12 protein-coding genes are annotated in these 16,751 nt (G+C 55.1%); 2 read left to right on the forward strand and 10 right to left on the reverse strand.

Annotated features, from left to right (window positions below; genetic code table 11):
- Window positions 1–31: 31 nt before the first annotated feature.
- Window positions 32–1,285, reverse strand: coding sequence for a serine hydroxymethyltransferase (gene glyA / locus WH277_RS22715; protein WP_133845850.1), 1,254 nt, complete (start codon window positions 1,283–1,285; stop codon window positions 32–34).
- Window positions 1,286–1,617: 332 nt separating this feature from the next.
- Between glyA and hmpA the strand changes: the two genes are divergently transcribed.
- A complete protein-coding gene (gene hmpA / locus WH277_RS22720; RefSeq protein WP_339507013.1) occupies window positions 1,618–2,802 on the forward strand; it encodes an NO-inducible flavohemoprotein in 1,185 nt (394 codons plus the stop codon).
- A 75-nt stretch (window positions 2,803–2,877) separates the two neighbouring features.
- Here the strand turns inward: hmpA and glnB are convergent, their stop codons facing one another.
- The 5 genes from glnB to purL all read right to left on the reverse strand — a co-directional run bounded on the left by glnB (window position 2,878) and on the right by purL (window position 11,390).
- Window positions 2,878–3,216 (reverse strand): nitrogen regulatory protein P-II, encoded by a 339-nt coding sequence (glnB, locus tag WH277_RS22725; protein WP_062744629.1) that lies wholly within the window; start codon window positions 3,214–3,216, stop codon window positions 2,878–2,880.
- 179 nt (window positions 3,217–3,395) lie between these two features.
- Window positions 3,396–4,727 (reverse strand): two-component system response regulator GlrR, encoded by a 1,332-nt coding sequence (gene glrR / locus WH277_RS22730; RefSeq protein ID WP_339507015.1) that lies wholly within the window; start codon window positions 4,725–4,727, stop codon window positions 3,396–3,398.
- The gene (gene qseG, locus WH277_RS22735) at window positions 4,724–5,455 is read right to left on the reverse strand and encodes a two-component system QseEF-associated lipoprotein QseG (protein WP_339507017.1); all 732 of its coding nucleotides are present in this window, start codon (window positions 5,453–5,455) and stop codon (window positions 4,724–4,726) included. The genes glrR and qseG overlap by 4 nt, the downstream gene beginning before the upstream one ends.
- The gene (locus WH277_RS22740) at window positions 5,455–6,885 is read right to left on the reverse strand and encodes a sensor histidine kinase (protein WP_133845846.1); all 1,431 of its coding nucleotides are present in this window, start codon (window positions 6,883–6,885) and stop codon (window positions 5,455–5,457) included. Before WH277_RS22740 ends, qseG begins: the two co-directional genes overlap by 1 nt.
- Before the next feature lie 620 nt (window positions 6,886–7,505).
- A complete protein-coding gene (gene purL / locus WH277_RS22745; protein WP_212815652.1) occupies window positions 7,506–11,390 on the reverse strand; it encodes a phosphoribosylformylglycinamidine synthase in 3,885 nt (1,294 codons plus the stop codon).
- Between the two features lie 270 nt (window positions 11,391–11,660).
- On the opposite strand from purL, the gene mltF reads away from it, so the two are divergent.
- Window positions 11,661–13,118: a membrane-bound lytic murein transglycosylase MltF gene (mltF, locus tag WH277_RS22750; protein WP_133845844.1), complete on the forward strand. Its 1,458-nt coding sequence runs from the start codon at window positions 11,661–11,663 to the stop codon at window positions 13,116–13,118.
- 43 nt (window positions 13,119–13,161) lie between these two features.
- Here the strand turns inward: mltF and tadA are convergent, their stop codons facing one another.
- Genes tadA through murQ form a run of 4 tightly spaced genes read right to left on the reverse strand, consistent with a single transcriptional unit; the run spans window position 13,162 to window position 16,633 of the window.
- Complete coding sequence (gene tadA, locus WH277_RS22755) at window positions 13,162–13,671, reverse strand: tRNA adenosine(34) deaminase TadA (protein WP_197931309.1); 510 nt, start codon at window positions 13,669–13,671, stop codon at window positions 13,162–13,164.
- A 41-nt stretch (window positions 13,672–13,712) separates the two neighbouring features.
- Window positions 13,713–14,351, reverse strand: coding sequence for a phosphatidylglycerophosphatase C (gene yfhb, locus WH277_RS22760; protein WP_133845842.1), 639 nt, complete (start codon window positions 14,349–14,351; stop codon window positions 13,713–13,715).
- A 3-nt stretch (window positions 14,352–14,354) separates the two neighbouring features.
- Window positions 14,355–15,719, reverse strand: coding sequence for a PTS transporter subunit EIIC (locus WH277_RS22765; RefSeq protein ID WP_133845841.1), 1,365 nt, complete (start codon window positions 15,717–15,719; stop codon window positions 14,355–14,357).
- 17 nt (window positions 15,720–15,736) lie between these two features.
- Complete coding sequence (murQ, locus tag WH277_RS22770) at window positions 15,737–16,633, reverse strand: N-acetylmuramic acid 6-phosphate etherase (protein WP_133845840.1); 897 nt, start codon at window positions 16,631–16,633, stop codon at window positions 15,737–15,739.
- Window positions 16,634–16,751: the final 118 nt, after the last annotated feature.

The raw sequence follows: 16,751 nt of genomic DNA on the forward strand, positions 1-16,751 counted from the left end.
GCTCCCATTAAATCAGGAGGTAAGGACGGATTTATGCATATACAGGGAAGCGTGCACAGATTTCCAGCACCTGCTTCTTCACACGCTCGCTCACGCCTTCATCATTGATATTGTCGAGAATATCGCTGATCCAGCCTGCCAGTTCGCGCACTTCTGCTTCTTTAAAACCACGACGGGTGACAGCCGGGGAACCGATACGAATACCTGAAGTCACAAACGGGCTTTTCGGATCGTTAGGCACGCTGTTTTTGTTCACGGTAATGTTGGCACGGCCCAGGGCTGCGTCAGCTTCTTTACCGGTCAGGTTTTTGTCTACCAGGTCCAGCAGGAACAGGTGGTTATGCGTACCGCCAGAAACCACGTTGTAGCCGCGTGCCAGGAACACTTCTACCATTGCTTTAGCGTTTTTAGCCACTTGCTGCTGGTAGGTTTTGAACTCAGGCTCCATCGCTTCTTTGAAGGCGACAGCTTTACCCGCGATAACGTGCATTAGCGGGCCACCCTGGCCACCAGGGAAGACAGCAGAGTTCAGTTTTTTGTACAGGTCTTCGTCACCGCCAGCCGCGAGGATCAGGCCGCCACGTGGGCCTGCCAGGGTTTTGTGCGTGGTGGAGGTCACGATGTGCGCATGAGGTACCGGGTTAGGGTACACGTCAGCTGCAATCAGACCCGCCACGTGCGCCATATCAACGAACAGGTAAGCGCCAACGGTATCTGCGATTTCGCGCATTTTTGCCCAGTCGCACACGCCAGAGTAAGCAGAGAAACCACCAACGATCATTTTTGGCTGGTGCTTTTTCGCCAGTTCAGCCAGTTCGTTGTAATCAATCTGGCCGGTCTCGTCGATGCCGTAAGGGATGACGTTATACAGCTTACCAGACAGGTTAACCGGGGAACCGTGAGTCAGGTGACCGCCGTGTGCCAGGTTCATACCCAGAATGGTATCGCCCGGCTGCAGCAGCGCAGTGTATACCGCGAAGTTAGCCTGGGAACCGGAGTGTGGCTGCACATTGGCGTAGTCTGCACCAAACAGGGCTTTAGCACGGTCGATAGCCAGCTGCTCAACGATATCCACGTACTCACAACCACCGTAGTAGCGCTTGCCCGGATAACCTTCAGCGTACTTGTTGGTCAGCTGAGATCCCTGAGCCTGCATAACACGTGGGCTGGTGTAATTCTCTGAAGCAATCAGCTCGATGTGCTCTTCCTGGCGCACTTTCTCCTGCTCCATCGCCTGCCATAAATCGGCATCATAATCGGCAATGTTCATTTCACGTTTTAACATTTGCATCTCCTGACTCAACTGACTTGCAATAATGAATGCCCCCGCTGGGGAGCGATGGGCAATAGTTTAAACTGTTTATGCACCTGTTGAATAGCTTAACCACTGCCTTTTTACGCAAACGATTGGCTTCAGGTGTGGCAAGGGTTAGTTACTGTTCTTTGCAAGTCCCGGATAAGGAATTCTCCTCATCTGCCAGATGCTGTTTTTTCAACAAGACCGTACATCGCGTGCGGAAAAATACCCTCTCACTCTAAAGGTGTATTTACAGCGGAGTATGTTGCGAATAACATGCATTTTAAATACATGTTTAATTTCTTGCTAAGGAGCACACCATGCTGGACAGCCAAACCATTGCCATCGTCAAATCTACTATCCCCGCCGTTGCTGCACTCGGCCCTCGCCTGACCTCGCATTTCTATCAGCGGATGTTTGCCCACAACCCTGAGCTGAAAGACATCTTTAATATGAGCAACCAGAGCACAGGTAATCAGCCGGAAGCGCTGTTTAATGCCATCTGCGCCTACGCCAGCAATCTGGATAACCTCGCCGCGCTGGGCCCTGCCGTAGAGAAAATTGCGCAGAAACACACCAGTTTCGCTATTCGTCCCGATCACTATCCGATCGTCGGTGAGCACTTGCTGGCGAGTATTGATGAAATGCTGCATCCGGGTGAAGAGGTGCTGGCAGCATGGGGCAAAGCCTACGGCGTACTGGCCGGAATTTTTGTACAGCGTGAGGAGCAGATTTATGAAGAAACCGAAGAAAAAGTCGGCGGCTGGCGCGGTGGCCATCGTGAATTTGTTATCAGCGAGATCGTCCCGCAGAGTTCCGTGATCAAAAGTTTTATCCTGACTCCCGTCGATGGCCAACCGGTCGCAGATTATAAAGCCGGGCAGTATCTGGCGGTATGGGTGAAAGACCCGGGTTTTGAGAATCAGGAGATTCGCCAGTATTCCCTGACGCGCACGCCCAACGGTCGTGACTATCGTATTGCCGTGCGCCATGATGAAGGCGGTGTGATGTCCAGCTGGCTGCATCAGCAGCAGCCCGGCCAGCGCGTTCATCTGGCCCCCCCTGCCGGGGGTTTCTTGCTTGATATAACGGCTGAGACGCCGGTGACACTGATGTCGGGTGGTGTCGGCCTGACGCCGATGCTGGCGATGCTAAACCAGCTGGCGAAAGATAAACATCCCGCCACAGTACAGTGGCTGCACGCCACCGAGAATGGCGCAACCCATGCTTTCGCTGAGGAAGTGACCGCGCTGGGGGCGCAGTTGCCGCAGTTCTGGCAACACATCTGGTACAACCATCCGCAGGCGCAGGATGAAGGGAAATATCACCAGCGTGGGCTGATGAACTTGCTGCCGCTGGAATCACGCGTCAGCGATCCGGCGATGCACTATTATCTCTGCGGCCCACTGGCCTTTATGGAAGCGGAAGAAAAGGGGCTGCTAGAGTTAGGGGTTAAAAAAGAGCACATCCACTACGAAGTGTTCGGGCCGCATAAAGCGTTATAGCCGCATAAAGTGTTATAAAAGCAAACGGGCTGGCCGCGCAATGCGGTCAGCCCGTTGGGACCCCGAAAACGACAATCAGATCGCTTCTTCGTCTTCCTCGCCAGTACGAATACGCACCACGCGCGCAACGTCGAACACGAAGATTTTACCATCGCCGATTTTACCGGTCTGCGCCGTACGCATGATGGTATCAACGCAGGTATCCACGATGTCGTCCGCAATCACGATTTCGATTTTCACTTTTGGCAGAAAATCGACCATGTACTCTGCGCCACGATACAGCTCGGTGTGGCCCTTCTGACGACCAAAGCCTTTCACTTCAGTCACGGTCATCCCGGTGATGCCGACTTCCGCCAGCGCTTCACGCACATCATCCAGTTTGAACGGTTTGATAATTGCATCAATCTTTTTCATGGCAGACCCTTTTCTCTCCCTCCGTGCCCGGACGGGTAATCAGTTAACTATATACCCGTTACGCTCAGCCTGCCTGCGCACGGGCAGCAGACCGAACATGTCTGAGGTATACCGGACGTCCGTCTCTTTTCAGGCAGCTAAACTACCATAATCAGGCAGCGTTACCGCAGTGAAAATTATTATTTAAAATCGGCAGCATCCAACTCATGACGCGATAACAGTTTATAGAACTCAGTACGGTTACGCCCCGCCAGCCTTGCCGCGTTAGTCACATTGCCTTTGGTCATTTGCAACAATTTACGCAGATAATTGAGTTCAAACTGGTTGCGGGCTTCAGCAAAAGTAGGCAGCGCGGTATTTTCTCCTGCCAGCGCCTGTTCCACCAGCGCCTCTCCAATCACTGGCGCGGAGGTCAGCGCGACACACTGTTCAATCACATTCACCAGTTGCCTGACGTTGCCCGGCCAGGCAGCGGCAATCAGACGTCGCATGGCATCGGTGGAAAAGCTACGTACAAAAGGTTTGTGCCGTTCAGCCGACTGCTTCAACAGATGATTGGCCAGCAGGGGAATATCTTCTGCCCGCTCATGCAGTGCAGGGATCTTCAGATTCACCACGTTAAGACGATAAAAGAGATCTTCGCGAAACTCTTTCTTTTCCATCGCTTTTGGCAGATCGCGATGGGTGGCAGAGACAATACGCACATCAATGTCGAGGTCGCGGTTACTGCCAAGCGGGCGTACCTTACGCTCCTGCAAGACGCGTAGCAATTTCACCTGCAACGCCTGCGGCATGTCACCAATTTCATCGAGGAACAGCGTGCCGCCCTCTGCGGCCTGAAACAGCCCTTCACGACTGCTGACGGCACCGGTAAAGGCCCCTTTCGCATGACCAAACAGTTCTGATTCCAGCAGTTGTTCCGGTAACGCGCCGCAGTTAATAGCGATAAAGGCTTTACCTGCACGCGGGCTGGCCGCGTGGATAGCCTGCGCCAGCACTTCTTTGCCAGTTCCGCTCTGTCCGTTAATCAGTACACTGACATCCGACTGCGCCACCATGCGCGCCTGCTCCAGCAGGCGCAGCATCAGCGGGCTACGGGTGACAATGCTTTCGCGCCAGGCTTCATCGCTGGTCGGCGCCCGATGGACCAGGGCATCATCTATCGCTTTATACAGCGCATCACGATCGACCGGTTTAGTCAGGAAACTGAATACGCCCTGCTGAGTTGCCGCCACGGCATCCGGAATGGAACCGTGGGCGGTAAGAATAATGACCGGCATGCCTGGCTGGAGCTTCTGGATTTCAGCGAACAGCGCCATACCGTCCATTTCGTCCATACGCAGATCGCTGATCACCAGATCAAGCGTATCGCGGTTAAGCACGCGCAGCGCGTCCGGACCACTTTCAGCGGTAGTAACGCTGAACCCTTCACTGCTCAGACGCATCCCCAGCAGTTTCAGCAGGCTGGGGTCATCATCTACCAGCAGTAACCGTGCCGATTTTTTGATCATGGATTGTCATCATCCTGTGACGCGTTATCAGCCGGGTTGTTTTTGTCATTACCGTGGCTGTTGGTGTCAGTGGCATCCGGGGAGCGACGCGAAGAGAGTCGGCGTTCAATATCCGTCAGCGTATCAAGTTTGCGCCGGGTGACAGCGAGATCGTTCTTCAGGGCGATTTGCTGCTGACGCAGCCCATCCAGTTGACCATCACTGCTCTCCTGAAGGTGGGCATAACGCATCCGCTCTTCGGATAGCTGTAAAAGCGATCCCTGCCCTTCACGCCACAACATCATTAACGGGCGCACAGAGGCCGGATAATCATAGCTGTAACTGTCCAGACGGTTCAAATACTGGCGACGCTCAACGGGGGTAATATTGCCATTATTCAACAATACGGCCTGTTTGAAGGCACTCTGCCAGTTATCCGTTGGCCAGCGCCGTGCTTCAGCACGTGCATCGGCTGGCGATAGCCGGATGCCACAGTCAATAGCGCGCAGCCAGTAAAGAGGATTACCCGTTGCGGCCTCATCGTTAAATGCCCATATATGCTCACAGGACACCAGCTGATAGTCGACGATTTTAACATCAGGCTCATTCAGTGTGATATCGGCGCGGCTGGCCACCTTTTGCGACGGCTGCTGGCTACACCCCAGCAGGCCAAACGCCAGTATGAAGGCGCCGGTCAGTCTGCCCATACGCACGTGTTGCAGTAAGGCAGAAAAACGTGATGATTGCATTATAATAACGTCCCGGCGGTAGTGTTTAATTCGATGCGAAAGCAGACATCAGCATCAACGCTGTCGATCAGTTGCAGATCGCCCTGCAGCCGGCGCAGGCAGTCTTTCGCAATGCTTAATCCCAGCCCGCTTCCTTTTACCGCGCCTTTGCGCTGTAGATTTCCCTGGAAGAACGGTTCAAAGATCATTGCTCGCTCAGCCGCAGGAATAGGCGGGCCGGTATTTGCTACCTCAATCACCACGCGGTTTCCTTGCTGAAGACTGCGGATCCAGATATTTCCAGATTCAGCGCCGTAGTGTACCGCATTGGAGTAAAGATTATCGATTGCCCTCAACAACAACGTCGGTTCGGCACGACAGCTGTCAGCCTTAAGGTCGATGTTGATATGGAGTTGTTTAGCGCGGGCCGTGAGGCTGTGAGCGGCAACCAGTGAGTCGATCAGCGGCCGCAGCTGAACATCTTCCAGCGCTACCGGGCCATCAGCCAGCTTTCGGTTGTAGTCCAGCAGCTGTTCAATCAGCGTTTGCAGATGACGACTGCTGTCGTTAAGAATGCTGACCACCTCTTTCTGGTCAGCAGTCAGCGGCCCGGCAACCTCGTCAGCCAGCAATTCAGTGCCCTCACGCATGCTGGCCAGCGGTGTTTTTAATTCATGGGAAATATGGCGGAGAAACTCATGACGCTGCGACTCCAGCCAGGCCAGCCGCTCACTGAGCCAGATAATACGCTGTCCGAGTGAACGGAGCTCACGCGGGCCTTTGAACGCCAGACTGTGCCCCAGCGGCCGCCCTTCCCCCAGACGATTAATCATGCGCTCTACCGCTTTTACCGGGCCGATAATCATACGGGTAAACAGCAACACCAGCCCCAGGCTGAGCAGGAAAAGAATCAATGCCTGCCAGCCAAAATACTGGCCGCGTTCGGCAATCTCTCGTTGCAGTTGTAACCCACGTGAGAACACCACTTCACGTGTAGCCTGAACCAGTTGACCGTTGGCGGCAGAGAACAGCTCGAGCTGATCGGCGGCCTGCGACACCGGGCTGCTGTTTTCGCATTTCATCTGGCTGAGTTGAGTAAGGTTCTGACGCAGGCTTTGCCAGGTACGAATATCCGGCAGTACCGGGGCGTGGGCATCCAGCATTTGTGAATAGCGGCTGCGCTGCGTCTGGTAGAGGCGTGCCAGCATCGGATCATCTAACACGCAATACTGGCGGTAGCTACGTTCCAGTTCCAGGGCGGTACGGGCCATGGCTTCGCTGCGACGCACATCGGTCAGCGTGGTGCGATTGGTATCGGCCGCCCGGTCGCTCAGCGCCGAGAGGCTTTCCCATGCCTGCCAGGCCAGCACCAGCAGCGGTAATAACACCAGTAAAAACGCCATCAGCACCAGCTGACGTAGCGATCGCGGTAACAGACGCCATTTCTTCACGACACAATTTCTCTTTCCAGGAGTTAGGGCGATGCTAGCTGAGAGTGAGCAGAGAAGAAAGTGTGAAAGCGTAAAATGAAAATGGCCGGTTCACTGAACCGGCCACTGGCGTTACGCCGGTGAGCCAGCGTAACTGAATAGGTGGTGCCTTACTCAACGTTGCGTCCGATGTTTGATAACGTCACAGAGTGAACGATTATCGGTGAGGTGGACGACAGGCACCGTATTGTGCGTCATTCTGGGTGTTATGAGCACTTGTCCGCTTACGCAGGGCTGTCATAACCAGGTGAATGAGCCACTGAGGTGATTATAGCAATTAACATGCCACATTGAAAATAAATTTATAAGTCATTAATAAATAAAACCTTATACATTGGAAGTATTCATCGGGCAGGTAATTTTGACCATCGGGTCCGGTTAAGTGTCGCCATATAACAACACCCACAGATAAATTTAATTTTTACCATTAAAATCAATAAATTAAACGTCTCCATTTAACGACAACTCACATTTAATTTGTTGTGAAATGGCAACACTCTCCTGCTAATCCCTTTCAGACAGGCGAAAAAAACCGGCCACACGTTCAGGCCGGTTTATTACCATCGCGTCAACGCAGAGGATTAGCCCAGCTGTTTACGCGCATTGCGGAAGATACGCATCCACGGGCTGTCTTCGCCCCATTCTGCCGGGTGCCATGAGTTACTGACCGTGCGGAACACACGCTCCGGGTGCGGCATCATGATGGTCACGCGACCGCTTTCATTGGTCACCGCCGTGATACCGTTCGGGGAACCGTTCGGGTTCGCCGGGTACTGCTGGGTCACTTTGCCAAAGTTATCCACGAAGCGCAGCGCCACCAGACCTTTGCTTTCCAGCTGGGCCAGATGAGCATCATTACGCACTTCCACGAAGCCTTCACCATGCGATACGGCGATTGGCATACGGGAACCGACCATGCCGTCCAGCAGCAGAGAAGGGCTGGCAGCCACTTCAACCAGGCTGAAGCGGGCTTCAAAACGCTCGGACTGATTGCGCACAAAGCGTGGCCACTCTTCACTGCCCGGAATCAGTTCACGCAGATTAGACATCATCTGACAGCCGTTACAGACGCCCAGAGCCAGTGTCTGTGGACGGTGGAAGAAGGTTTCGAATTCGTCACGTACGCGGGCGTTAAACAGAATCGACTTCGCCCAGCCTTCACCCGCACCCAGGACGTCACCGTAAGAGAAGCCGCCGCAGGCAACCAGCGCCTGCACGTCATCCAGACCACGACGGCCAGCCAGCAGGTCGCTCATATGCACGTCTACCGCATCAAACCCGGCACGATGGAAGGCCGCGGCCATTTCAACATGAGAGTTAACGCCCTGCTCACGCAGCACAGCCACTTTAGGACGTGCACCGGTCGCAATATAAGGCGCAGCAATATCTTCCTGTGGCTTAAAGGTCAGTGCAACGTTGAGGCCCGGATCGCGATCGTCTTTCTTCGCGTCATGTTCCTGATCGGCACAGATTGGATTATCGCGCAGACGCTGCATCTGCCACGTGGTTTCAGCCCACCAGGTACGCAGCGTGGTACGGCTTTCGCTGTACACGGCAGAGCCGCCGGAAGTGATCACAAAACGATCCCCTTCCACGGCCTGGCCCAGCACATGCACACAGTCAGCTAACCCATGAGAGGCAAAGACCTGCTCAACCGCCGCCCGATCGGCCGCTGCGATCTGAATCACCGCACCCAGCTCTTCGTTAAACAGGGCAGCCAGGCTATCGCTGCCCAGTGCCGCGATGTCGACGTCTACACCGCAGTGACCCGTGAAGGCCATTTCAGCCAGCGTGACCAGCAGGCCGCCGTCAGAACGGTCGTGGTAGGCAAGCAGTTTGCCGTCGGCCACCAGCGCCTGGATGGCATTATAGAAGCCAGCCAGTTGCTGCACATCACGCACATCGGCAGGCTTATCACCCAGCTGACGGTAAACCTGTGACAGCGCCGTTGCGCCGAGGGCGTTGGCCCCTTTGCCCAGATCGATCAGCAGCAGCGCGTTATCACCGGTCTGCAACTGCGGGGTGACGGTTTTACGCACGTCTTCCACTCGGGCAAATGCGGTGATCACCAGGGACAGCGGAGAAGTCATCTCACGCTGCTCATTCCCCTGTTGCCAGCGGGTTTTCATCGACATAGAGTCTTTGCCGACCGGGATAGTGATACCCAGCGCCGGACACAGCTCTTCACCCACCGCTTTCACCGCTTCATACAGGCCGGCATCTTCACCCGGGTGACCGGCAGCGGCCATCCAGTTGGCTGACAGCTTGATGCGCGTCAGCGGGCCAATGTCGGTTGCCGCAATGTTGGTGAGTGCTTCGCCGACGGCCAGACGACCGGAGGCCGCAAAATCCAGCAGCGCGACAGGAGCACGTTCGCCCAGCGACATCGCTTCACCGTAGTAGCTGTCGAGGCTGGCGGTAGTCACCGCACAGTTCGCTACCGGGATCTGCCACGGGCCGACCATCTGGTCACGGGCAACCATACCGGTTACCGAACGGTCACCGATGGTGATCAGGAAGGTTTTTTCCGCCACGGTTGGCAGGTGCAGTACGCGATTCACGGCATCTGCAACAGTCATTCCCTCACGCATCAGCGCGTCACCTTTCACTTTCAGTGTGGTCACGTCACGGGTCATTTTCGGGGTTTTACCCAACAGCACGTCCAGCGGCATATCAATTGGCGTGTTGTCGAAATGGCTGTCAGCCAGCGACAGGTGCATCTCTTCGGTCGCTTCACCGATCACGGCGTACGGTGCGCGCTCACGTTTACACAGCGCATCAAACAGCGCCAGGCTATCCGGCGATACAGCCAGAACATAACGTTCCTGAGATTCGTTACACCACACTTCCAGGGGGCTCATGCCTGGCTCATCGTTAAGGATGTCACGCAGGTTGAAACGACCGCCACGTTCGCCGTCGCTCACCAGTTCCGGCATGGCGTTAGACAGACCGCCCGCGCCCACGTCATGGATAAACAGAATCGGGTTCTCTTCACCCAACTGCCAGCAGCGGTCAATCACTTCCTGGCAACGACGTTCCATTTCCGGGTTGTCGCGCTGTACGGAAGCGAAATCGAGATCCGCGTCAGACTGGCCTGAGGCCATTGAAGACGCCGCACCGCCACCCAGGCCGATGTTCATTGCCGGGCCACCCAGCACGATCAGCTTGGCACCAATGGTGATTTCACCTTTCTGCACGTGGTCGGCACGAATGTTACCGATACCGCCTGCCAACATGATCGGTTTGTGGTAACCGCGCAGCTCTTCGCCGTTATGGCTGTTAACGCGTTCTTCATAGGTACGGAAGTAACCCGTCAGCGCCGGACGACCAAATTCGTTGTTAAATGCCGCGCCACCCAGAGGGCCTTCGGTCATGATGTCCAGTGCCGTCACAATACGGTCCGGCTTACCGAAATCTTCTTCCCACGGCTGTTCAAAGCCCGGGATACGCAGGTTAGAAACAGAGAAGCCGACCAGACCCGCTTTCGGTTTAGCGCCACGCCCGGTTGCACCTTCATCACGAATTTCGCCACCGGAACCGGTCGCCGCACCCGGCCACGGAGAAATCGCCGTTGGGTGGTTATGGGTTTCAACCTTCATCAGGATATGCGCATCTTCCTGATGGAAATCATAGCGGCCCTGTGGATCGGCGTAGAAGCGCCCTACCTGAGAACCTTCCATAACGGCCGCATTGTCTTTATACGCTGACAGCACATGGTCCGGGGTTTTCTCGAAGGTATTTTTGATCATCTTGAACAGCGATTTCGGCTGCGTTTTGCCATCAATCACCCAGTCGGCGTTGAAGATTTTATGACGGCAGTGCTCAGAGTTAGCCTGAGCAAACATATACAGCTCGATATCGTTCGGGTTGCGCCCGAGTTTTTCAAACGCCGCCTGCAGGTAGTCGATTTCGTCATCGGCCAGTGCCAGGCCCAGTTTGATATTGGCCTGAACCAGCGCGTTGCGGCCTTCACCCAGCAGGTCGACGCTTTGCAGCGGTGCAGGCTGATGATGAGCAAACAGCGCATCGGCCTGGCTCAGATCGGCAAAGACGGTTTCCATCATGCGGTCATGCAGCAGTGCAGCCAGCTCTGACCACTGCGCTTCGCTCAACTGCGGTGCCTTCACATAGAAGGCCAAGCCGCGCTCAAGACGCAGTACCTGAGGGAGATCGCAGTTGTGGGCGATGTCTGTCGCTTTCGAAGACCACGGCGAGATAGTGCCAGGACGCGGAGTGACCAGCAGCAGGCGGCCTTCCGGGGTATGTTCAGCCAGAGAGGGACCGTATTTCAGCAGACGCTGCAAACGGGATTTTTCATCCTCGCTCAGCGGCGCGCTGACATCGGCAAAATGGACGTACTCAGCGTAAATATCACTCACCGGCAGGTGAGCATCCTGAAAGCGGGTCAGCAGTTTGTTAATACGAAATGCCGACAGAGCGGGCGAACCACGCAGAATTTCCATCATTAAAGATCTCTCGTCTCGAAGCGCCGGGCGACGCTTCATTGGGCGCAACAGGGGAAAACGGGCGGTATTATAGAGAATCCCCACCGGTTACGAAACCGTTTGCGCAGAATTAATCGCGATAAGGAATTGACTGAAAAACGCACAAAACAGGTGGATTTCAGTTGCGGAGCTGCGCGGAGTTGAGCAGAATGCCCCACGCTCAGGACCAATTATAGACAATAAATACTGCCATAGAAGACAGATACCTGAGAACCATCGAGAGATAACTATTTGAAACGCCTTAAATTTAATTATCTGCTGGTCGGGCTGATCACCGTGCTTCTTGCGCTGGCACTGTGGCCCTCGATACCGTGGTACGGCGGTTCGACCGACCGTATCGCACAGATAAAATCGCGGGGAGTGCTGCGTATCAGCACCATAAATTCTCCGCTGACTTACTACACAGTCAATCAATCCCCAGCGGGTATGGACTATGAGCTGGCGAAGCGCTTCGCCGATTATTTAGGGGTTAAGCTGGAAATCACCGTGCGTCCGAACCTGGGCGATCTGTTTGATGACCTCGAAGATGATAAAGCCGACATGCTGGCGGCAGGGTTAATTTACAATAATGAACGACTGGCGCGTTTTCGTGCGGGTCCGTCTTACTATTCTGTTTCACAACAGCTGGTGTACCGTATCGGCGCACCACGGCCGAAAAATTTGGGCGATCTGAAGGGGCGCCTGACGGCGGCGTCAGGATCGGCTTATCTGTCGACCCTGCGTGAAATGAAAGCGCATCAGTACCCCGATCTTGACTGGGCGATCTCGACCGATCAAACGCCTCAGGGCCTGCTGGAAGCCGTGGCCGATGGCAAACTCGACTATACCGTGGGCGATTCCGTCACTATCGCGCTGATGCAGCGCATCCATCCACAGCTGGCAGTGGCTTTTGATATCACGGATGAAGAGCCGGTCACCTGGTATGTCCAGCGTGAACAGGATGACAGCATGAATGCCGCGCTACTCGACTTCTTTAATCAGATGGGCGAAGAAGGCGCAATGGCCCGTCTGGATGAGAAGTACCTGGGGCACGTCGGCACGTTCGATTATGTCGATACTCGCACCTTTCTGCGTGCCATTGACGGAACGCTGCCAGACTTCCAGCCACTTTTCGAGAAGTACGCGCAGGTTATTGACTGGCGTTTACTGGCAGCCATCTCTTACCAGGAGTCCCACTGGAACCCACAGGCCACATCCCCGACTGGCGTGCGTGGCCTGATGATGCTGACGCGCAATACTGCGGATAGCCTGAATGTCAGTGACAGGACCGATCCGGAACAGAGCATTCGTGGCGGCAGTGAGTATCTGGTGCGTATGATGGAAAAGGTACCGCCAACGATCCCTGAAGACGAACGCATCTGGTTTGCTCTGGCGGCGTATAACATGGGTTACGCCCATATGCTGGACGCGCGTAAACTGACGGATAAACAGAAGGGTAATCCGGATAGCTGGGCCGACGTGAAGATTCGCCTGCCGATGCTCAGCCAGAAACGCTATTACAGCCAGACCAGTTACGGCTATGCCCGCGGCCATGAAGCCTATGCCTATGTGGAAAATATCCGCAAATACCAGATAAGCCTTGTCGGCTATTTGCAGGATCAGGAAAGAAAGCTGGCACAACAGGCGGCAACGGAAGCCGAACTGGGTAACGGCTATCCAACGGTTGAAGCGAAAATCGCATTGAACTGATGACTCAGCTCAGACAGGCGGACCGAAAAAAGAAGGTCCGTCCCTACGGGCGCTGGGCCTTCTTTTCGGCACGCCGCTGGCGGAAAAATTCACTCAGCAGCGCAGCACACTCTTCAGCAAGGACCCCCTGCTCAATCTGCACCTGATGATTCATCCCCGGGTGTCGCAGCACATCAAGCAGCGAACCGGCTGCCCCGGTTTTTGCATCTCGCGCGCCAAAGACCAGACGTCCAATACGACCGTGTACCATCGCCCCCGCGCACATCACGCAGGGTTCCAGCGTGACGTACAGTGTGGTATCCAGCAGGCGGTAATTTTCAATGACTTTGCCGCCCTGACGTATTGCCATCATTTCGGCATGCGCCGTTGGATCATGGTGACCAATCGGGCGGTTCCAGCCTTCACCAATCACCCTTCCTTCATGCACCAGAACGGCACCCACCGGCACTTCGCCCTCGTCCCAGGCGCGCTGAGCCAGTTGAAGCGCGTGGCGCATCCAGAATTCATCGTTAATGTCGGTCACCTGAGTCTCCAGCAAAAAAAAGCGCGGCATTATAGCGTTAAATGTCGCGGAGAGACTATCCTGCCAGACGCTTATTCCAACTGTTGTAACTCACCTACAGGTGTCACTCGGAAACGATGCTGGCAGAAAAACAGCAGTGGGTTATCCTGCTTGCTGTCGCTGTAACCGCTGTAAAGTTGTAACGGCGTGCCAATTTGCTCTTCCAGCTGCGCGACCTTTTCATGGCCGAGGCAGCGCATCGAGAGTACCCGGCCACCATAAGCGCGTGACATCTGGCTGGCGATCAATTTGACGCGCGGCAAAAATGCGGAGTCAAAATAGACCTGTTCGACCAGCGGCTGCGGTGAACCGGTTATCAGCCAGACATCGGCATCTTCACTGCTGAGATAATCTGTCAGCCGCTGCTGCACTACGGGAAATGCGGTCACTCGCTGGCGGAACCAATGGGCAAACTGCTGCTCTCGTTCTGCCAGACGCGCTTCACTGCGGCCAAACGTAATCGACCATAGCAGCAGGCTCATCGGCCAGCGCGCCGCACGACCTTTAATCAGCAACCCAAGCCCTGTCACCGGCAGCAGTGGCACCACCAGCAATAAATTGAGCGGCTGACGCCACAATAGCCAGCGCATAAAAGTGCCAAACATATCCTGCTGGTGCAGGGTGCCATCAAGGTCAAAAAATACCACGCGTCGTTCCCGACTGGTTGTCAAACCTTACTCCTCAGGGTCATTGAAGCCCATAAACCAGGCAAACAGGAAACCACAGATAACTGCGGTCAACCAGCCTGCCAGATACATCATGACCTTACCGGCCACAATCGTCAGTGCCAGTGGCAGCCCGGAAAGGCCAAACGTAATCAACGTGGCGACCTTAGCATAGCTAATGACCGCTCCGCCAACGGCGCCGCCGAGGCAGGCGGCAATAAACGGGCGCCCCAGCGGCAGGGTGACACCAAAAATCAACGGTTCGCCAATCCCAAGAATACCTACCGGCAGTGCACCTTTGACCAGTTTTTTCAGCCTTGCGTTACGTGTTTTGAGTAGTACCGCCAGCGATGCGCCAATCTGCCCTACCCCGGCCATGGCCAGGATCGGCAGCAGCGCATTCGCACCGTGCGCCTGAACCAGTTCAACGTGGATCGGCACCAGTCCCTGATGCAAACCGGTCAGCACCAGTGGCAGAAAGGTTCCGGCCAACAAGGCACCGACCAGCACACCACCGCGGTCGATCGCCAGTGTCGCCCCATGGGCAATCGTATCAGAGATCATCCCACCGACAGGCTGTAACAGTACAATAGCCAGTGACGCAGTAATAAGTGTAGTCAGAAGTGGGTTGAGGATCAGCTCCAGCGATTCGGGCAGACGCTGGCGCAGACGTTTTTCAATCCAGCACATCAGTACCACCACCAGCAGAACCGCTATTACCCCACCGCGCCCCGGTTGTAGCGGCTCACCAAATAACGTGATCTGCGCCAGTGCGGGGCTGGAGAGAATGCCCGCCATCACGCCACCCAGCGCGGTGGAACCGCCAAAAACTTTGGCGGTATTCACCCCAACCAGAATATTCATTATCGTGAAAACGGCACTGCCGAAGATCGCGGCCAGACCGATCAGATTAGGGTACTGCGTAGCAATATTCCCCACGATATCCGGACGTTTGATGATATTGATCAGCCCGGTGATCAAACCGGAGGCAATAAATGCCGGGATCAGCGGGATAAACACATTCGCCAACTGACGTAATGCATCACTCAGCGGCGCACGATATTTCGCTTTCGCCTGTGCCTTGTTCTGCTGCACAGTGTCGCCCGCCGCGATAACGCCTGCGGGTGAGATGAGGTTGCGCATCGCGTCCGTCACTTTTGCTGCCGCTCCGGGACCTGCGATAAACTGGTGCTGACTTCCCTGCTTCACGTACCCTTTTATCCCCTCCAGCTGACGCAGGTTATCCAGCGCCAGTTTGCTCTCATCAATGACTTCAACGCGTACCCGCGTCATACAGTTTTCCAGTCGGGCAATATTGGCAGCTCCGCCAATGCCCTGTAACAGCGCCTGTGCCAGCCGGGTGGATTTGTCCATGAGGGATCCTTTTTCCGTTATTCGTTAGAAAGTGCCGCGCGTAAAAATCCTTTATGCTGTGTCAGCCGCTGCTTTGCCTGCTCGGCCGGGAGATCCGCCAGGATCATTAAAATGGCCGTCTTAACTTCGTAGTGCACCTGCAGCAAGGCTGTTTCGGCCTGTTCTGCATCGCAGCCCGTCGCCTCACACACCATACGCCGCGCACGATCGACCAGTTTGATATTGGTCGCCTGCATGTCCACCATCAGGTTCTGGTACACCTTACCGATTTTCACCATGGCGCCAGTAGAGAGCATATTCAACACCAGCTTCTGTGCAGTGCCGGACTTCAGGCGGGTTGAACCGGTCAGTGCCTCCGGCCCGACAACCGGTGAAATAGCAATCTCTGCTTCGTGTGCGATCGGTGAGTCCGGGTTACAGGAGATCGCCGCAGTGCGGCAGCCAAACTGCCGGGCATACCGCAACGCGCCAATGACGTAAGGCGTTCTGCCAGATGCGGCAATACCCACCACCATGTCGTTCACCGTCAGATTCAGCGCCTGTAAATCGCTGATGCCCAACTGCTCGTTATCTTCCGCTCCTTCCACCGCCTTGAGTAACGCACCAGGGCCACCGGCAATCAGCCCCACAATAACGCCATGCGCCACCCCAAAGGTAGGAGGACATTCGGATGCGTCCAGCACGCCGAGACGGCCGCTGGTGCCCGCCCCCATATAAATCAGGCGGCCGCCCGCGGTGAGCGCAGCAGCGGCCGCATCCACCGCCATTGCAACCTGCGGTAATGTCAGGGCAACGGCCGCAGCAACGGTCGCATCCTGCTGATTAAATTTAGACACCATCTCAAGCGTTGACAGATTGTCGAGGTCGAATGTGTCCGGGTTACGCGTTTCTGATACCAGTGAACCGAGATTCATTATTTCTCCTTTTGAATTTTTAATTCGCACTTAAGTTATAATAAATGAATATTTTATTCTACGCGACGACACATTTTCCCATTCTTAATCATGGAAACCATTAAATGTCGCGTTAGAC

Source organism: Erwinia sp. MYb416, from assembly GCF_037479575.1.
GTDB classification, from domain to species: Bacteria; Pseudomonadota; Gammaproteobacteria; order Enterobacterales; family Enterobacteriaceae; genus Erwinia; species Erwinia rhapontici.